This is a genomic window from Sphingobacterium sp. SG20118 (genome assembly GCF_044740685.1).
Lineage (GTDB): Bacteria > Bacteroidota > Bacteroidia > Sphingobacteriales > Sphingobacteriaceae > Sphingobacterium.
Genome location: NZ_CP172826.1, coordinates 3,139,217 through 3,158,551 on the forward strand (window position 1 = coordinate 3,139,217; position 19,335 = coordinate 3,158,551).

The following is a 19,335-nucleotide window of genomic DNA, read 5'->3' on the forward strand; positions in this document are numbered from 1 at the left end:
ACACCCTCTTAATGACCTAACTAACTTATAGTTCCATTTCCATTTTAACCACAAGCTTTATAACTTATTGCAGGATTTGTAGCGCAATCATAGGTCAAACAGCCTGCCCCCTACCTGTACATGATCCAAGTGAACCTCCACAAACATCTATACAGTCGTCTCTGTTGGACTCTCATCCGTTGTTCCACCAGTATTAACTGTCAAGAACATTTTTCAATTGCTCACGAGATAGTGATTCTAACTCATTAAGATTTAAGTTTTAAAATGAAATTTTTTCATAATTTTGTGCATTAGTTTTTATAGTTTGTCATTCACTTATTTATTCCCGATAGCATAGGAAGATCATGATAGTGATGGCAATTGCTACTGGCGTTAATTCGCCCTAACAATAGCACGAATTCTATCCATATCAAGTTTTCCACCATTTTTATAGTAAACGATCTTGCCATTTTGATCTACCAATAAGAGTGTTGGAATACTGCTAATTCCCAGCGAATCGCTCAATGAACTACTTCTATCCAAACTATGAACCCAGTCCATCCTGTGCTCCTTTATACTATTGAGAAAACTAGTTGAATCTTTATCAATGGAAATACTTACTATTTTCAAATCATCTGTCGAAAATTGGTTGCGCAATGCCTTTATATCTGGAATTTGTTGCAGACAAGGTGTACACCAACTAGCCCAAAAATCCAGTAAAACGAAACGTTCTTTTGGATCCTTAAGATGAATTGCATCCCCATTGATATCTTTAATATGAATATCGGGCATAATTTCATTCTCTTGTAAAAGAACAGGCGATATTTTCTGCTGCAATCGAGCAATTATCTGTTTTCCCTCGCCAGTATTTCTAAATTCTTCAGGGAAAGTATTATTATAATACGCTAATAACTTACTATAATATTCAGAATCATTTTCTATTAAACTGGCCAATGTAAGTACTTGATCTTTGAAATAGTAGAAGGAGAAAAAGTCATTGGCATATGGAGCAAGATAATCCATTGATTTAGCATTTATAACTTTAACTATATTAGTAAGTTCATATTTAACAGAATCATTAGTGCGAATCTCATGACCATGCTTTGTAAACAGATCGTTCAGTTTTAGCACTTCCGCTATTTGTCCCCTTTTCAAGCTACTGTATATCTCATTTGAAACGGTATCATAAATAGCTGTAACATTTGTACTCCCATCATAATAAAATGGGTCTGCAGTTTTGCTTTCATCAAAATAAAGGTTAAGAACAGCGATGTTACTATCTACAAAAAATTTTTTATAATATTTCCTATCATATACAACAGAAAAGGTCGGGTAGAGTGTATGAATTTCTTTATCAACGATAATAGTAGAATCTCCTTGAGTTAGGTCAAGTACATCTAAAATGACTCCATCGTCAAAATGCATTACCAATTTTTCTTTATCAATACCACTTAGATTGATGTTAACTTTAATATGGCCTTGTCCATACACAAAAGCAGAAGACGACAATAATATTGTTAAAATAACCAAGAATTGTGCTCTAGTAACCATAATATAGTAATTTGAAAAAAATACTGTGACAGAATAGGTGTGATGTGGGATAATGAACAGGATTATAAAGAAGATGATTTAACATAAAATTTGAATAAGACTCGATATTTGTTAAAAAATAGCAACATACAGTTTGTAAATCATTTTCTTTCTTATTTTGAATAAGAGAAAATATGCTCATTAACTGTTGAGTTTATAATTATCTTAAATGTAGGAATATATTATATAAAAAATACTTAAGAAAAAGTTAAATTGAACTTTGTATGTATTGCCACTATCGCTAGTCCTGCTAAGAGATAATCATGTGCAGGCACATAAATATCTACGACTCGTAGATAACCTGCCCAAAAAGTTATCAATGCCATAAATATACCTGGTATTGCTGCGCATAAAGCATATTTACGTTCACTTTTTTCCACATTAAATTATCACCATTGAATACAAATAAGTTTCATGCAATTGATTATAGATAATGAATTGAACATATAATTATCACTAAGACGAGAAAATAATAGTTATGATAAAAATTTAATTGTATTTTGATTATAATTATATGTGACTATGAATCATAAATTTTAAACCTCTATAAATATGTTCAACTTAATTAGTGTTTTTTCATGCTTAGCACTTTTACTTTGCTTTTCCAATAATTTGTCTGCGCAGTCAAAAGATGAATTTCTATTAAAAGCAATCATTGACACTGTACCTAATGCTACGTATTTCATAAGGTATTCTGATGGAGAAAAAATGATGCGAGATACAGTTACATTAGATTCAAATAGCAGATTACTGTACAAAGGTACACTATCAGAGCCTACTATATTTACACTAAGTGTACCCACATATAATAGTAAATTCGCAGGCGACTCTGATGTATATGCCTTTTGGGTGCAACCTGGCAGAACGATATTAGTAAATGGCAACAAAGGCTGGTTAGTAAAAGGAAAATATGGATTAGTAACTAAAACAGATTGCTTCACAATCAAAAACTCGGACTTGGATAGTATTGAGAATAGTTACAAAAAGAAATGGCATGCCGCTATAGATTTTCATAAACAAGGAAAAGAATTAACAGATGATGAATCATTAGCTATTTTTGATAGTGTTAGAAATAACTTTATTCTAGATGAACCTAAAAATTACTATGGTCTGTATTTGATTAATAACGAAATGAAATCCAATAATTTTGACTCTGATCAAATAAAGAAATGGATATCCAGTTATCCTGAATCACTTAAATCTACCCATTTAGGTAAGGAAATATACGCTAAGATTTCAATTAACGAAATGACTAGCATCGGTCGGGTACTACCCGATTTTGAACAGCCAGATACAGCATCAAATTTAATAAAATTGTCTGATTTGCGCGGTAAGTACGTTTTAGTAGACTTCTGGGCCTCTTGGTGCGGACCTTGTCGTGTAGAAAACCCACATTTAATCAAAGCTTATGAAAGATTTAAGTCAAAAGGATTTGATATCATTGGAGTATCTTTTGATAAAGAAAAAAAATCTTGGTTAAAAGCTATTCATGATGACGGATTAACTTGGACACAGGTATCAGATCTAAAAGGAATTAATAACGAGGTTGCTAAACTATTTTCAATAACTGCTATACCTGAGAAACTACTTGCTAGACCCAAATGGTGTTATTATAGCAAAAGGATTAAGAGGAGAAGAATTGATAGCTAAATTGGAAAAACTATTTGAGAAATAAGTTACACTGAATGGATGTCCGAATTTACATCACAAAAAGACTGTCTTAATAATGGTTTGATAAAATGACGAATACAAAAAAGAACCGAAGATAAAGGCTCAGGTACCGATTTCAAATTAATAAAAAATATAATCGTAGAAATAATTGTCGTTGATGGTAATACCACCATGGCACGATTTCCTATTGAAGTAAGCCAGTTACAACGTGAAAAAATAATGAGATTATTTATCCAGCTTAGCTGAACCAAAATGGTTTTTCTAATATCTTGTGGTTTGAATTCAAATTGTTTCACCGCTGGTGCGACCATTTTAGTTTCTTGATTTTCACTGTTTTCGAATTGTCGCACCATTGGAGCGACAAATTATACAGAAGCATACGTTTCGTGATATTGTATCATTCGATACAAATTGGCACGATTGAAACCCTTTAGTTCTGGATTGTTTTTTTGAATGAATTTTGCCAATTCGTCAACCATTTTATCGCCCCACTCTGCAATGGAAAGCTTTTGCTTAATGTAAGTTCCAATATTCCAATACAAATTAATTAACTCAACATTTACGACTTTTATCGCATTATTTCGAGACTGTTGTATTAAATGAATAATATCTATAAACTGTTTGTTCCATTGCTTTCTGTTTGTGTTGTAAAATTACAAATCATTATTACTGATTGCGTGTTTACTGTGATTAATTCACGTATTGCCCTACAGCTTTGTTTAATTCCTCACTGAATAAACTACTCCATAGGCTAGTTCGTCTTCGCATTTTATTTGGGTAGTATAAGCATCTTTTAACTCCACTCATCGCCTCATGCTTATTGACTGTCTCGACTCACAGTCTTGCCATTTGAAGGTCAAGACGCCAATGGGTCTTCATTCCATACTTTGATGGCTCCTTAACGATATAATCTCCATAATAAATGACAATTGGGTGTTTGTAAAATGAAGACTTTAGATTTGGACAACACAACCTTAGATTTGGAAAACTAGATAATTTCCATTCTAACCAACTTTGTATCATAATCAAATACAAAGATCATGAATACAAATAAGGTATGGTTCATTACGGGTGCTTCCAAAGGATTGGGATTAGCATTGGTAAAAAAATTATTAGCAAATAACTATCGGGTAGCTGCTACATCCAGAACAATTAGTGCTCTGAGACAGAATATTCCAAGTTTTTCAGATTCCTTTCTACCATTGGAAATGGATATTACTAATGATGAAAACGTAAAAGCTTCAATTGAAAAAGTGATCGCTCATTTTGGTCAAATTGATGTTATTGTTAATAACGCTGGTTATAGCCAGATTGGAACGCAGGAAGAATTGTCAGATAAAGAAGTTAAACAAAACTTCGATGTCAATGTCTTTGGCTTATTAAACGTGATCAGGCATTCGACTCCTTACCTGCGAAAACAACGATTTGGTCATGTTTTTAATATTTCCTCTATAGGTGGATTTGTGGCAAATTTCCCTGGATTTGGTGTTTATTGCGCCACGAAATTTGCCGTTGCCGGGCTTAGTGAATCTCTCGCCGAAGAATTGAAGTCTTTTCAAATTAACACAACACTTATTTACCCTGGATATTTTAGAACAGATTTTCTTTCTGGGGATTCTGTTAAGACACCTGAGTTTCCAATTGGAGAATATGAAAACGCTAGACAGGTTGAACAAGCACATTTAAATGAAATAAATGGAAATCAACCTAACGATCCCGAAAGATCAGCAGAGGTAATCATTCAATTGAGTAAAGAAAAAAAACCTCCAGTGCATTTTTTTATGGGAGAAGATGCTTATAGCCTTGCAAAACAAAAAATACAATCCTTACAAAAAGCTTTGGATGCATTTAAAGAATTATCCAGCTCAACTGGATATATAAAGTAAAACAACAATTTAAACAAATAGAAATATGAATTTATCAGGAAAAGTAGCCCTTATAACAGGCGCATCAAGTGGAATCGGTGAAGGTGCTGCAAAAGCCCTTGCACTGAAAGGAGTAAAATTAGGCCTTGCTGCCAGAAGAACAGACAAATTACAACATGTTTTGACTGAAATTCAGAAGCAAGGTGGAGAAGCCTGCATTATTGAAATGGACGTTACTGACAAAGAAAGCGTTATAGAAGGAGTCGCTAAATTAAAAGAACAGTTCGGTTCAATTGACATTTTGGTGAACAATGCTGGGATCATGCCGGTATCAGATATCGATGCTTTTAAAATCGATGAATGGGGAAAAATGGTAGATGTAAATATCAAGGGAGTCTTAAATGTCACCTCTTCAGTATTGCCTGAATTGATTAACCAAAAGTCTGGACATATTATTAATTTGTCATCTATTGCCGGACGTAAATTGTTCAAAGGTTTGTCTGTATATTGTGGAACGAAATTTTTTGTAGCTGCATTTTCTGACATTATGAGAATGGAAATCGGAAAAAAACATAATATTCGCGTTACAAGCATTCAACCAGGAGCTGTTGCAACAAATCTTTATGATCAAATATCGGATACCGTATTAAAAGAAGGAATGGAAAACTTACGTGATCAAATGACTTTCCTCTCACCAAAGGATATTGCAGATAGTTTGATCTATGTTTTGGAAGCTCCGGATCATGTTGATGTTTCAGAATTATTTATTTTACCAACGGATCAAGAGTGGTAAACATTTTAAATAAAACTATTTAAATTTACGGTTATGAGAATCAATCAGCAATTTAATTCCATTAATGACTTTCATAAGTTTAGTAATCTACCTAAGCCTGAGCATCCATTGATCAGTTTGATTGACTATAGTCTTGTACATTATCCTGATGAATACAGTTACATCAAATGGGTGCAAAATTTTTATTCTATTGGATTAAAACGTAATGTGAGTAAAAAATTTAATTATGGTCAACAGTCTTATGATTTTGAAGAAGGGGTTTTGTCTTTGGTGGCACCTCAACAAGTTATCCATATAGAGATCGATAAGAATGCCGAAGCCGATCCTTCGGGATGGTTGTTGCTGATTCATCCCGACTTTTTGTGGAACACGACATTGGCAAAAAAAATTAAAAAGTATGATTTTTTCGGCTATGCCGTAAATGAAGCTCTTTTCCTTTCGGAAAAAGAAGAAAAAATGATGGTCGATATTTTTAAAAATATTCAACGAGAGTACCAATCTAACATTGATAAATTTACTCAAAGTATTATTGTAGCTCAGGTTGAATTGTTGCTGAATTATACGGACCGCTTTTATGAACGACAATTTATAACGCGTCAAATTACCAACCATAAAGTTTTGAGCCAATTGGAGGAACTGTTGAATGATTATTTTAATTCAGAAGTGTTGATCAACAAAAGTATACCTAGTGTAGCAGAGGTAGCAAATCAGTTAAATGTTACACCAAATTACCTCAGCAGTTTACTGAAAATAATAACTGGACAAAGTACGCAGCAACACATTCATAATAGGCTGATTGAAAAGGCGAAGGAAAGGTTATCAACTACGGATCTTTCTGTCAGTGAGATTGCTTATGAATTGGGATTTGAATATCCTGCATCATTCAATAAATTATTCAAGAAGAAGGTGAATTTGTCACCTTTAGAATTTCGAAATACATTTAATTAACATAATTAGTTTTTGTATCGACACCCTAATCAACTACTTTTAGGGTGTCGATACAAAAACTTTACCCAAATAAACTTTTAAGCTTAGAAAATATATTTAATGGTCAATTGGATGGTGTAACCGCAATACATTCCTGAGCTCTGGGATCAGGACCACTCGAACCAATACAGCACAAAATATCCGTAGCCCCTACTCCAAATATTGCAACCTTGCGAAAACGGCTAGAGAATAACCTCATTTTAAAACAAGATATCTGGATCGGAATATGTAGACCTATACTAAACCGTTCTATTTAGAAAATAATGATACGATTTGTGAATCGATTGAAACAAATATGCTATAAATAGTTTTATTTTTTAACGTAACTTTCATAATCTATTATAAACCACAGAATTAGACATTATAGTCTCTGTCAAAAATATCAAAAAATAATGAAAGATTTAAAAATCAGCAACTGTCTAATTGCAAAACTCAAAATAAACCAAACATGAAAAGAAGAACATTTTTACAGGCTCTAAACTTGGGTATTGCATCTGCAACATTATACAATGGTGCAGGACAAGCCATGTCATTAACATCTATCGTGGACAATAAATTGCTAGAAAAGGAATTGTCGTATCACCGGATACAGGAAATTAAATATTCTACTGTTCAGATGAAATACCCTCGTCTTGTGGGGAAAAATGCTCGTCTCGACCTACACGGTTATGGTCCTAATGTAGAAATATGTTGTATCAGGACGGACAAGGGCGCTATGGGGTGGGCATCACTCCGTGGGTCAAGAAAAGATGCAGAGCAGATAGCGAAAGAACTGGTGGGTAAAAAAGTATCGGAGCTTTTTGCATCCAATGTGGGTACTTTGGAAGATAGACATATCCCTTTTGACATGGCTCTCCATGATCTTGCAGGAGTAATACTGCAGAAGCCTGTTTATGAACTGCTGGGTCGAAAAAAACCTTACACTACTGATTACTATAGTGGCATGATCTATTTTGATGACCTAGAACCATCAGAAAAGCCTGCGGGTATCGACCGTATACTGGAAGAATGTCGATATGACTATGAAGTGGGATATAGACAATTCAAGCTAAAGATTGGGCGGGGTCATAAATGGATGCCCTTCAAGGAAGGCCTACAACGAGATATCGATGTAACCAATGCCGTTGCTAAAGCTTTTCCTGATTGTGGTATTTTAGTAGATGGCAATAATGGTTTTTCAGTTGATCAATTCATCCAATATCTTAAAGGTATTCCTTCCGTAAACCTATTTTGGATAGAAGAACCATTCCATGAAACCGTTGCCGATTATCAAAAGTTGAGAGGTTATATAAAAGCAGAGGGAATAAGCACGTTATTAGCAGATGGAGAAGCTGACCCTGATCCAATCCTGTTAAAAGAACTATTTGAAAAGAAACTTTTGGATGTGCATCTTACCGATATCGAAGGTCTTGGTTTTACAAACTGGAGAAAGTTGATGCCAGAATTAAAGAAACTGGGCGCTCAAGCCTCCCCACATGCATGGGGGTCTTTACTCAAGACATATTATACGGCACATCTAACAGGGGGACTTGGCAATACAGTCACTATAGAGGGGGTAACGAGTACATCGGACGATGTCGATCTATCTGGATATCAGATAAAAGATGGTAAATTGATTCCGCCTCCAACTGCTGGCTTTGGAATGCCTCTTTTGAAAAATATATGAGAATCAATTTTGTGTCCTTAAATTTTCATAGCTAATAAGTCAACTACATAGGCTATTATCCGTCTCATAATAGCTATCAGACGGATACAGTCGATATACAATATAGTCGTTATAACGTTAATGAAAAACAATAAAAGCCATTCTTGTCAGAATGGCTTTTATTTTTTAATATATTAATAAGAAAGATTTATTTCAATTATGTTTCGCAGAGATTGCGAGTCTCTTCAAGTGAAAGTCCTTTAACTTTAGTCGTTTTAGTTTTTAAAAAATATAGATAATAACCTTATATAAACGTCCTCTTATATTTGTAACCGCTACAGACCTAGATTTAATTTTAGTTTCTGCAATACTTCGACATCCGAATCTTTTATTCGCCCCTCGCGATTAGGTCCAACATTTAAAATCAGAATATTATCCTGAGCAGTTGCTTTTGTATACAAATCCGCTAATTCTTGTACCGGACGTGGAGTATTATCTTCTGTATGATAAAACCACTTTTTGCCCAGAAACTACTGTTGTCTCAAATGGCATATAATATACCTGACCTTGATGTATGAATAATTTCGGGTCTGGGGTTTTTGGTAGATAGGGATCGCCTAAACGAAAATCACTTGGAAAATAGCGTATAGGGAAATATTCCTGCTGATCATCTGGCAGAATAGGATGCTGGTCTACATTTTTCGGTGAGCCAATGGTCCAATTTACACCTACTTGACATTGCGGGGCACGTGCTTTAACATTGGAATAGATCTGTTGTATGGGCCAACGGTAGTTTTCCTTTTCCCATCCGCCATCTAACCAGAGTTCGACTACTTTGGTATGCTTTTGCGTCATTTCTATCAACTCGTTGATTTGATTCAGCATATATTTATTGTAGACAAAATCGGCTTTCACATCCTTGACATTCCCATTTTCTTTCCGATCCCATAAGGAGTAGTATAATCCCAAGCGTATCCCCTGTTTTTCACATTCTTTGGCTACGGCCGCTATGACATTGGTTTTATTCCCTGATTTGGCTACGTCATACTCAGTATATTTACTATCCCATAGACAAAAACCTTCGTGATGCTTTGCGACAAGAATAATATATTTCATACCTGATTTTTTGGCTGTAGCAACCCATTGCTTAGCATCTATCTCTGTCGGATTATAAGAAGTAGCTGGTTTAGATCCGTCGGTCCATTCTTCATTGTGAAATGTATTGATACCAAAATGGACGAACATGCCATATTTACGTTTGATCTGTTCCAGCTGATGCTTACTGGCTTGTGTAGATGATGTCGGCATATGTACCTTAAACTGCCCTAAAGCAGAAAAACCCATGCTCAAGAGCATCATGATAAGTATTTTGTTTTTATTGATCATAATTAGCTTAGGAATCGATTATATATTTATAGGTTATAAAATGGACAAACAGTTTAGACAACTTAGGAGCCATTCAGTAAAATTATAAAAATATTGACCGAAAAACTGCTACAATATTACCAAGGATAGACACTTTATTAACACATGCTGCATACTTATCCTCAAACACTATTAAATCAAACAAACTACCAACACATGACGTACTGCTTATTAAGCATAATCAACAATCAATCAGCCTTATCGTAATGGTTTTAAAACCACTTCATCTACTACTTTACCTTGCTGATCGACTACTTGAAAACTTCCCTTTTGTGAAGTGAGATTTACCTTTAACAAGTTATTATTTGAATTCACAATAATTGGGAATTTCACTTCCTGAGATGACTGTTTGATAATGTGCTTATGTAGGTGTCCACTCAGCATGATCTGAACGCCTGCACGATTGAGAATTGGAACAAATTTATCCAATATTTCCTGTTCGCCGTGCCATCCTCCAAAAGGGGGCATATGACAAATGACAACCTTATACTTGGCATTTTTAAATGTCTCATCCTCTACTGCCTTTTCCAACCAAGATGCTTGTTCGGTTCGGTACCGATCCATATCCACAATACCACTATATTCCATATCTGTATCTGGCTTATCTTCTCCACAATCCAATACAATAACCCCTGTTTCGCCATGATGGAATTGATAATAAAGCTTCCCTGTCGGAGTAGGGAAATAACGAGGATATTCTATGGCAAAGGGTCCGCGTGTTTCATGATTACCACGAGAATAAAACATCGGTTTTTCACTTGCAAATCGTTTAATTGCGGTATCCATAAAGCCTGCAAACATCTGATTTTCGCTCAACAGGTTGTCTACCATATCGCCATTAAAAACCACGAAATCCTGATTCGCCAAATCAGAAAGATCCAACAATTTATCGAGCACCTCATTACGTCCATGAATATCATTGACCACAGCAAACTGCGTACTTGGTGAAGGGCCTAGTGTTTTGAATGCCAGGGGTTTTTCTTTGTACACATTAGTCGCTACAATTTTCCCATATTCAACCTGAACACCTACATGTTTTAGAACCTCTTGACTGTACACTCGGTAACGGTATCTTGTGCCAGGTTTCAGGTCGGTCAGCGTAACTTGATGAACTTTTCCCACTTTTTTAAAGCCATATTCAGTCGCAAAGAATTTGGGTCTTGTGGTATGGTAAAAATGTGAAGAATCGTCAGGAGCGAGCTCTACCCAACCGGTTGCTGGTTTATTTGTTGTCCAGATAATATCGACGGAACTGGTCGTAACCCCCTGTATATAGGGTAAATGTGTTATATTAACATCTTCGTTCTGCTGTGCAAAACTTCTATTTATAAAAAATAAGAAAGCACAAAACAGTAACACATATTTTAAAGTAATTTTCATAGTAAAGGTCTCTGGTTAAAAGTTCCTATCAATAACTGATGAGCTAATGATAGGAACTATATGTAAAATTATTCCCCCCAATACGGGTTTTGCTTTAAATTGTCATTTAACTGAAGTTCCTGCACAGGAATAGGATATAAATAATCTTTTCGCTCATCAAACTTTTTATCGATATGCTTATTAATAATCACATTGCCACTTGTACCATTCTCTAAAAGGATTTCAGAACCCAACTTTAACAGTTGTATGCCCGAACCTGATGGCTTATCTCCTTCATAAATCCAGATATCATCTTTACCATCTTTGTCTAAATCAAACTTACCGGTACCAGGGAAGTACATGCCCTTAAATTGACGCGTAACCAATTGACCCGCTTTCCATCTCATGATGTCGTCCCAACGGAACGATTCCATAACAAGCTCGATTCTGCGCTCTCTGCGTATTTCAAGAATCACACCCTTAAAAGCTCCCATGATATTTTTAGGGTCATAATCTTGTGCAAGAAATGGATCTGGTTTTGCATTAGCAGCAGCTAAATCCATATTTGGCATACCTACACGATTACGTAAAGATTTGACCGAAATATCTAAGTCTGCCTGCGTTAACGAACCTAATTCAGCTTTGGCCTCCGCATAATTCAACAAAACTTCTGCATATCTAAAAACTGGCATCGGATTTTCAGACCGATTATAATTATCATATTTGACATCACCTACAAATTTAATCAACTGATATCCTGTAACTGAATTACCAAAATTCGGAGCAATTGGGGCCGCACCACCTATCCGTCTATATCCAGGAGTACGAATTGTCTGACTGAGACGTGGGTCGCGATTAACAACTTCCTCCATAAAAGTCATTGTACTATAATTTGGTTTATCCGTAAAACGAGTGCCGTCTTTCATTAAGTAAGAGTTAACCAAATTTTTATCCAACCCTGGCTTTCCATAAGAAGCCGTAATGGTATAGTAATTGACATTATGCCAGATTTGGAGTGCGTCTGAAAATTTACGAGCCAAAATCACTTCCTGTGGTATAGTATTAACACTCTGAAATAAGGAACCATAAGAATCAACACCTACAGCGTTGTATATGCTATATTGTCCACCTTCGATTATTTTTTTAGCAGCGTCCGCGGATTGTTCTAATAAACCTGCTGCACCTGGCAAACCAAGATCTGTATGGTATTTACGGAATGTACCCTCAAACAAGGCTACCCTAGATTTTAAAGCTAATGCGGTCCATTTGGTTACGAGCTCATCATTTTTTACGTTTGAAAGATTTTCTATAGCATAATCCAAATCTGCCATGATGTTATCCACTACGATTGTTCTAGGATCGCGTGCACGCTCCAATTGCTCTGCGTCATTCTCATTTAATACCTGATCATACCAAGGCACATCTCCGAAACGTTTCAACTTATCGAAATAAAAATAGGCTCGAAAGAATCTTGCCTCTGCAGCATACGGAGCAGCTAGATTTTCGGGAACGGTATTGAAACAATTTTCTAGAAAAAAGTTAATATTCCTCAGATTTCCCCAAGTCCATCCACCACCAGTTATTGGAACTAGCCTTTTTCCTGTAATTTGATCATCCAAAGTTGTCTTTACAATATTATCTACAGATTCATTGTATACCCCTTCCGCAGTTGGAAGTGCTGCATCATAAAATGATTTCGTAAATAATGCTAGATCTTTTTCTGTTTTGAAAGAAGCTTCTGGCGATATGCTTGATTCAGGTTGACGGTCCAAGTATTCTTTATTACAAGATACGGCACCACACCCTAGTAATACGTATAATAAATATGTCTTTTTCATGTTTTTAAAAAGTTAGATCCAAACCAAAGGAAATTGTTTTAGAGACTGGATAAGAACGACCATTCGCTTCTTGTGCAGCTTGTTCTGGATCGATGTATTTAGACCTCAGTTTGGTTGCTGTCCAAAGGTTTTCACCAGAGGCATAAATTCTTACATTGCTCAACTTCATCCGTTTTAGAAATTGCTGAGGTACCGTGTAACCGATTGTTAAGTTCTTCAAACGGATATAGGCCAAATCTTGTAAATAACGATCCGATTTTACATTCAAAGATCCCCGATCATTTAAAGCGATATAGCCCCTTAACATCGGGAAATAAGCATCGGTATTTTCTGGAGTCCATACATCTTCTTCAAAGTTCTCTGGAACAAAAGAATAATAAGGGCGTGAATATGGTCCCCAAAATTTATCTGCATTGGCACCGGGCCACCAATTTTGTTTTCCAATACCTTGGAAGAAAGCAGAAACATCAAAACCTTGCCAATTGGCACCTAAGTTAATACCGAAAGTATAACGTGCCCGGCTATTACCAATAATGAATTGATCTCCTGGATTATTGAGCGTATTATCTCCGTTATCTACTTTACCATCAGCACCTATACTATTTCCATTTTCATCTATTTCACCTCCTATATCCACAAATTTAAGATCACCGGGATGCAATTTCGACCAGTCACCAGGTGCTGCTAAACGCTGCTTGTCAACGTAATCCTGATTGATTCCCCAGTTTGCAATTTCTTCTTCAGACTTAAAAAATCCATCTGTTTTATACCCCCAGATTTCTCCTAACTCCTGACCTACGTAATAATTGTTCAACAACATCTTATCGTTATCAAATCTGGTAATCTTTGCTTTTGAATCGGACAAACCTAAGCCGATATTATATCCAAAGGGTTTACCAGCTAAATCCACACGATCTCTCCAGGCCATCGATACTTCCCACCCTGTATTTCTAAGGTCACCGGCATTTGTTTTAGGGGAGGATGCTCCAAATACAGCTGGTAAAGTTTTACCTGGTATCAACATATCCAATGTATTTCGAATAAAATAATCAAATGAAACGTTCAGCCGGTTCTTCATGAATTCTAAATCTGTGCCGAAGTTCAATGTACTTGTTCTCTCCCAAGTCAGATCTGCTGATATGGGCAATGGAATACTCAAATATTGCGATTTAGAACCGTTAGTAATGTAATTAGACAGTCCTGCTCCCATCAAAGGTATATAACCATATACAGAAGCTTCCTGTGCATTACCCAACGCCCCATAGGAAATTCTTAATTTTGCTTCATTGATAAAAGGCTTTGCATTCTCCATGAAAGCCTCTTCAGACAAACGCCATCCTCCTGAGAAAGAAGGGAAAAAGCCATTGCGCTGTTTTACTGGAAATTTGGACGTACCATCAGCTCGACCATTTACTTCCAACAAGTATTTACCTTTGTAGTTATAATTGATACGAGCAAAATATCCACGTAATGCCCAGGTATTTGCTCCACCCAGCAGTTGCATTTGACCGGTACCTAAATCAAAATCATTTAAATCTTCGGATAACAAATTATTACCTGTTCCACCAATTCTTTTATAACCTGTTGTCTCTTGATTAAAACCTACAGTTCCACCAATTTGATGGTCTCCTAATTGCTTGTTGTAATTAGCAAAGATATTGAGGGAGTGTTTTGGATTGTTAACAATATTTTCAGAAAAAGTATCATTTCCCAATAAGCTCACTTCTCCAGGAAAAACAGACCAAGGTGCTTGTGTACGACGGGTCCAATTGTGTACAGGATTATGGGTATAGGTATAATTACCTGTTATGCTCAAATCTTTATTGACTTGCACAACAGCCTCAAAAAGATTGATGAATTCTAATTGATCTTGCCCCCCTTTAGATTTACCATGCAATAGGTCGGCAAAAATTCCATCACCAATATTATAATTATTCAATTCGGTTCGATAGGTTGCTGTACCATCTGGATTCAGAGGAACATAGGAAGGTAAAGCATGTACGGTGGTTGAAATAAAATTATTGTTATTGTCTGGATTGGTATTCCAACCTGGATAAGTGTAATTCTGGGAGTTTAATTGTGTATTGGCACTTACTTTTAACCAAGGGGTCACTTGAGCATTTATTCGAGAGCGTACATTATAGGCATTATACTTGTCTTGATTGATTTTCATCAATCCCCCTTTCTCATACAATCGTCCAGAAATATAATAATCTATTTTATCTGTACCGCCAGAAAAATTGAGCGAGTGTTCCATTGCGGTTTGTGTTTTACGGTACATCTCGTTCCACCAATCCGTATTTCCGTAATACACATACTGATCTTTACCATTTCTATTTTGCACTACGACAGATGGTAATGAGGGGTCGTTCTTACGTTTCAGAAGTTCCGCATAATCCTCATCTGTATAACCTGTATAGCGATTACCAGTAGCACGTACAAATGCCTCATCGTTCAATAGTGCGGCATCATAACCACTGGTCATAAAATCAGTATTCACTGTCAACCCAGACCATCCAAAATTGTTACTGTAGTTGATATTCATCTTTCCAGCTTTTCCTTTTTTCGTTGTCACCAACATAACACCGAAAGCTCCTCGAGCACCATAGACAGCTGCAGCTGCAGCGTCTTTTAATACCGAAATTGACTCAATATCCCGCGGATTGATGGTGTTGATATTACCTGGTACACCATCAATCAAAATCAATGGTTGAGCATTGGCGGAATTAATGGATGCAAAACCTCTTATATTAACATTACCACCCCCACCTGGGCGACCGTTTGTAAAGGTTACATTCAAATTGGGAACCGCTCCCTGCAATGCTTGTGTCGCATTGGCTACAGGACGATCCTCTAGAAATTTAGAATCGATCTGCGTAACTGCTCCGGTCAAATTGACTTTCTTCTGTTTACCATAGCCAACCACCACCACTTCATCCAATGCCTGATCCGATTCTTGGAGGTTGACCTGCAAAGCATGCGATGCAACTTTGAGTGTTTGTGCATGATATCCTACCATCGTGATTTTAAGTTCTTGACCAATAACGGCCATAATCTCGAAAGATCCTAAAGAATTTGTTTGAGTGGATGCACCGGTAGAAAGATTAGTGATGGAAGCTCCGGCAATTGGCTGACCATCGCTTTTTACAATACCTTTAATGGTTTCCTGCTTTAGCCCATTCCATTCCAAATCATAGGTAGATGATAGAAACGCAGGTTTACTTTTTGCCCAATTGGGGAGGGACAGCCCAATCATAATGGGCAGTAGAACATACTTGTTTTTCATAGTTTTTGGTTTCATTTTCTTTGTTGGCAAAGAAAAGGTTTACAATATTGGTAAATTGTTAAGTATACATTATCAAATATGGAATTTGATTACGTCAGTGTTAAGTTAATAAAAAGTTAACACAAGCATGCAAGTTGTTTCTACTTTTATTTCAAAAACGCATTAATACTTAACCCCTTAAACGCAGAACTATTATAAAAACTTATCAACTTAACCTTAAATACGACCAGCCCGCCCTTCATCCAAATGATCAACAAATAATTCCAAAACAGAAATCTGACAGCGATGTTAGACAAGTTTAAAAACAGCAAATCGCAGCTGTATAAAAACGAAAAAAGGTCTATATCTCCATTCAAGAGACATAGACCTTTGCCAATCACAGTAACAACTGTGAACCTTATTTATTCTTTAACACAACTTCCATCTTTCCTCCTTTTACCAAATCTTCAAATGGTAGTTCCAAACTGGACAAGGTTTTCCCATTCAACTGAATTTTATCCAGATAAATATTGTTAACATCCTGATTTTTAACCTCAATCTCAAATTTACTCTTACGTAGTGCTTTTGGCAACTGAATGGTTACCCGATCAAACAAAGGTGCGCCGATTTGAAAAGACGGTTTTTCAGATGTTAAACTTCTCACATCAAACAACCCCATACTCGACAAGACATACCAAGCTCCCAATTGCCCTTGATCCTCGTCCTGTCCGAAACCATATCCGTGCACAGGTTCAGTACCATAAAATTCATTACAGATTGCACGTACCCATTTTTGACTCAAATCAGGACGTCCGGAAAAATAAAACAACCAAGAGATGTGCAAATTAGGTTGATTACCATGATTATATAGACTTTCAATACCCGCAAAAGCATCGATATGTGCACCACCACCAAAGATATTGCGTTGTGAGACCGTAAATATGCTGTCCAATCGGCTATTAAACAAGTCCGCTCCAACTAGCTTTACAAGCTCTTGAGGAGCATGCGGAACGTAGAACGTGTATTGCCAAGCATTACCCTCTTGAAAACCACGCCATGATTCATAAGGATTAAAGTTTTGAATAAAAGTTCCTTCACTATCCTTAGGGCGCATAAACTTAGTCGATGGGTCGTATAAAGTGCGCCAAGCATCGGACAATTTATTTAAAATACCGTAATCAGATTCACGCTTCAATGATTTGGCAAACTGTGCTGCGGCTGCGGCAGAAAAAGCGTATTCTAACGTATGTGATGCTCCAAAAGGTGAACCACTCGTTAAGAGTTCTGGATTACCGGTCTGGTCTTTCACATAGGGTGAATATCCTTTTTGAACAAAAACACCCACATCCAATTTTCCTGCTCCTGGAATCCGTCCTTCTGACTCCAATTCATTTTTACGGACAGCCTGATAAGCTAAGTCAATATCATAGTCCCGTATACCTACATTATAGGCTGCCGCAATGGCAAGACCTGTAAAATTAGTTCCTACACCCGACACATATTTACTATTTGCAATACCATCGCCCAACCAGCCTGCATCTTTATATACCAGCAATTGGCTTTGAATCCAATCGTTATAATAATCGGGGTATGCAATAGACCATAATTGTGTTAGATTCCAAAAGGCACCCCATATGGCATCGGTATTATAATGATGATGCACTGGAATACCTTTCGTATTTAAAGGTATTTGCCCGACACTACCATCATTCTTAGGATAAGCACCATTGACATCACTAGCCAATCCTCTTCCTAATAAGGCATGATAAAGTGCTGTATAAAATTTGGTGCGATCTTCTACACGACCGCCTTCAACAAGAACACGTCCCAATTCTCTATCCCAAACCTGAAGGGCATTCTCCTTCGCTTTTTCAAAGTTTAACTTTTCTGCTTCCTGAAGCAAGTTTAGTTTCGCATTTTCAACGGAAGTATAGGAAAGACCGGTTTTCAACTCAATTGCTTCACCCGACTTCATTTTAAACTGCAAGTAAAGCCCTGCCCCCTTACCTCTTATTGTTTTTTTATCAGTATAAATTGCAGCATCCAGAAACGTGCCATATGAGGTCGGTAATTTATCGACCTCTGCATAAAAAAACATTTTCACGTTTGCTCCCTTTTGGTATTTTTGAACATACAGCGGACTTGTGACCACATAACCCCAGATATGTTGTTTGTCATAACTGACCTCAGCATCCAACACTGGTCCACTTTCCCCCATCACATGACCGATATCGAAAATCACATTAGCTGAATCTGTTTCAGGAAAAGTATATTTATGAAACCCAACCCTTTTAGTCGCTGTTAATTCTGCTTGAATACCGTAGTCCTTGAGTTTGACACGATAATAGCCCGATGTGGCAAATTCATCTGCTTTATCAAATGCTGAAAGGTAACCACTATGGGGTACATCCAACTTACCGGCATTAGTTTTTATTTTACCAACGGTTGGCGCAAAGACAACTCCCCCGATTTGAAATTCATGAAAATGAGGAAAACCTGCTATTGTATGGTGTCTATCATCATAACCAACCGCTTCCCAACCTGAAGGATTACCGTAACTTCCATCAGTACTTGGCGCTAACTTGGCCATTCCGAATGGTACTGCTGCTGGCGTATAAAAGAAATATCGACTATGAGCAGATCCGATATTTGGTTTTACATATTGGGTTAAATGCTGTTTATTTTGTGCGTAGGATCTTGTATTGCAGGACAAGATTGCTAAGCAGTACACGAATATTAATTTTACCATTGCTATCAATTAGGTTTATACACAAACTTATAAAATAAATTTTAAATGTATATACATACAAAAAAATATTCCTAGCGGTTCTGGAAAATTCAAAGGCTCTGCAGGAGTGCTAAGCAAAGCTATTCAATTAATGAATGATTGGGCTAAAGAAACCTTAGACAAAAAATAG

At 36.5% G+C, this 19,335-nt stretch carries 15 protein-coding genes; 5 read left to right on the top strand and 10 right to left on the bottom strand.

The genetic code is table 11. The features are described from left to right. Positions 1-372 precede the first annotated feature (372 nt). Both ACFX5U_RS14640 and ACFX5U_RS14645 read right to left on the bottom strand, forming a co-directional pair. The gene (locus tag ACFX5U_RS14640) at positions 373-1,530 is read right to left on the bottom strand and encodes a TlpA family protein disulfide reductase (protein WP_400261181.1); all 1,158 of its coding nucleotides are present in this window, start codon (positions 1,528-1,530) and stop codon (positions 373-375) included. Between the two features lie 236 nt (positions 1,531-1,766). Continuing rightward, positions 1,767-1,949, bottom strand: coding sequence for a hypothetical protein (locus ACFX5U_RS14645; RefSeq protein WP_400261182.1), 183 nt, complete (start codon positions 1,947-1,949; stop codon positions 1,767-1,769). 172 nt (positions 1,950-2,121) lie between these two features. On the opposite strand from ACFX5U_RS14645, the gene ACFX5U_RS14650 reads away from it, so the two are divergent. Continuing rightward, a complete protein-coding gene (locus ACFX5U_RS14650; RefSeq protein ID WP_400261183.1) occupies positions 2,122-3,219 on the top strand; it encodes a TlpA family protein disulfide reductase in 1,098 nt (365 codons plus the stop codon). Positions 3,220-3,245: 26 nt separating this feature from the next. On the opposite strand, the gene ACFX5U_RS14655 is transcribed toward ACFX5U_RS14650, so the two are convergent. After that, positions 3,246-3,593: a hypothetical protein gene (locus ACFX5U_RS14655; RefSeq protein ID WP_400261184.1), complete on the bottom strand. Its 348-nt coding sequence runs from the start codon at positions 3,591-3,593 to the stop codon at positions 3,246-3,248. Between the two features lie 12 nt (positions 3,594-3,605). Next, a complete protein-coding gene (locus ACFX5U_RS14660) occupies positions 3,606-3,854 on the bottom strand; it encodes a DUF1016 N-terminal domain-containing protein (protein WP_400263601.1) in 249 nt (82 codons plus the stop codon). 426 nt (positions 3,855-4,280) lie between these two features. On the opposite strand from ACFX5U_RS14660, the gene ACFX5U_RS14665 reads away from it, so the two are divergent. The 4 genes from ACFX5U_RS14665 (at position 4,281) to ACFX5U_RS14680 (ending at position 8,551) form a co-directional block, all read left to right on the top strand. Then, the gene (locus ACFX5U_RS14665) at positions 4,281-5,126 is read left to right on the top strand and encodes an SDR family NAD(P)-dependent oxidoreductase (RefSeq protein WP_400261185.1); all 846 of its coding nucleotides are present in this window, start codon (positions 4,281-4,283) and stop codon (positions 5,124-5,126) included. A gap of 25 nt (positions 5,127-5,151) precedes the next feature. After that, a complete protein-coding gene (locus ACFX5U_RS14670) occupies positions 5,152-5,898 on the top strand; it encodes an SDR family oxidoreductase (protein ID WP_400261186.1) in 747 nt (248 codons plus the stop codon). A gap of 33 nt (positions 5,899-5,931) precedes the next feature. Further along, on the top strand, positions 5,932-6,846 hold the full coding sequence (locus ACFX5U_RS14675) for a helix-turn-helix transcriptional regulator (RefSeq protein ID WP_280566378.1): 915 nt from the start codon (positions 5,932-5,934) through the stop codon (positions 6,844-6,846). Between the two features lie 487 nt (positions 6,847-7,333). Further along, complete coding sequence (locus ACFX5U_RS14680; RefSeq protein ID WP_400261187.1) at positions 7,334-8,551, top strand: enolase C-terminal domain-like protein; 1,218 nt, start codon at positions 7,334-7,336, stop codon at positions 8,549-8,551. Positions 8,552-8,865: 314 nt separating this feature from the next. On the opposite strand, the gene ACFX5U_RS14685 is transcribed toward ACFX5U_RS14680, so the two are convergent. The 6 genes from ACFX5U_RS14685 to ACFX5U_RS14710 all read right to left on the bottom strand — a co-directional run bounded on the left by ACFX5U_RS14685 (position 8,866) and on the right by ACFX5U_RS14710 (position 19,166). Continuing rightward, a complete protein-coding gene (locus tag ACFX5U_RS14685) occupies positions 8,866-9,057 on the bottom strand; it encodes an alpha-L-fucosidase (protein ID WP_400263602.1) in 192 nt (63 codons plus the stop codon). Beyond that, complete coding sequence (locus ACFX5U_RS14690; protein ID WP_400261188.1) at positions 9,023-9,916, bottom strand: alpha-L-fucosidase; 894 nt, start codon at positions 9,914-9,916, stop codon at positions 9,023-9,025. The genes ACFX5U_RS14685 and ACFX5U_RS14690 overlap by 35 nt, the downstream gene beginning before the upstream one ends. A gap of 237 nt (positions 9,917-10,153) precedes the next feature. After that, positions 10,154-11,335: a metallophosphoesterase gene (locus ACFX5U_RS14695; protein WP_400261189.1), complete on the bottom strand. Its 1,182-nt coding sequence runs from the start codon at positions 11,333-11,335 to the stop codon at positions 10,154-10,156. Positions 11,336-11,403: 68 nt separating this feature from the next. Then, positions 11,404-13,152: a RagB/SusD family nutrient uptake outer membrane protein gene (locus ACFX5U_RS14700; RefSeq protein ID WP_280566375.1), complete on the bottom strand. Its 1,749-nt coding sequence runs from the start codon at positions 13,150-13,152 to the stop codon at positions 11,404-11,406. Positions 13,153-13,156: 4 nt separating this feature from the next. Beyond that, positions 13,157-16,438 (bottom strand): SusC/RagA family TonB-linked outer membrane protein, encoded by a 3,282-nt coding sequence (locus ACFX5U_RS14705; RefSeq protein ID WP_400261190.1) that lies wholly within the window; start codon positions 16,436-16,438, stop codon positions 13,157-13,159. A 397-nt stretch (positions 16,439-16,835) separates the two neighbouring features. Then, complete coding sequence (locus tag ACFX5U_RS14710; protein WP_400261191.1) at positions 16,836-19,166, bottom strand: GH92 family glycosyl hydrolase; 2,331 nt, start codon at positions 19,164-19,166, stop codon at positions 16,836-16,838. Positions 19,167-19,335 lie beyond the last annotated feature (169 nt).

Bases quoted from the DNA above. Each gene is read 5' to 3' on its own strand.
- ACFX5U_RS14675 (WP_280566378.1), top strand. From the start codon at position 5,932: ATGAGAATCAATCAGCAATTTAATTCCATTAATGACTTTCATAAGTTT.
- ACFX5U_RS14640 (WP_400261181.1), bottom strand. From the start codon at position 1,530: ATGGTTACTAGAGCACAATTCTTGGTTATTTTAACAATATTATTGTCG.
- ACFX5U_RS14655 (WP_400261184.1), bottom strand. From the start codon at position 3,593: ATGGTGCGACAATTCGAAAACAGTGAAAATCAAGAAACTAAAATGGTC.
- ACFX5U_RS14690 (WP_400261188.1), bottom strand. From the start codon at position 9,916: ATGATCAATAAAAACAAAATACTTATCATGATGCTCTTGAGCATGGGT.
- ACFX5U_RS14665 (WP_400261185.1), top strand. From the start codon at position 4,281: ATGAATACAAATAAGGTATGGTTCATTACGGGTGCTTCCAAAGGATTG.
- ACFX5U_RS14705 (WP_400261190.1), bottom strand. From the start codon at position 16,438: ATGAAAAACAAGTATGTTCTACTGCCCATTATGATTGGGCTGTCCCTC.
- ACFX5U_RS14670 (WP_400261186.1), top strand. From the start codon at position 5,152: ATGAATTTATCAGGAAAAGTAGCCCTTATAACAGGCGCATCAAGTGGA.
- ACFX5U_RS14695 (WP_400261189.1), bottom strand. From the start codon at position 11,335: ATGAAAATTACTTTAAAATATGTGTTACTGTTTTGTGCTTTCTTATTT.
- ACFX5U_RS14680 (WP_400261187.1), top strand. From the start codon at position 7,334: ATGAAAAGAAGAACATTTTTACAGGCTCTAAACTTGGGTATTGCATCT.
- ACFX5U_RS14650 (WP_400261183.1), top strand. From the start codon at position 2,122: ATGTTCAACTTAATTAGTGTTTTTTCATGCTTAGCACTTTTACTTTGC.
- ACFX5U_RS14710 (WP_400261191.1), bottom strand. From the start codon at position 19,166: ATGGTAAAATTAATATTCGTGTACTGCTTAGCAATCTTGTCCTGCAAT.
- ACFX5U_RS14700 (WP_280566375.1), bottom strand. From the start codon at position 13,152: ATGAAAAAGACATATTTATTATACGTATTACTAGGGTGTGGTGCCGTA.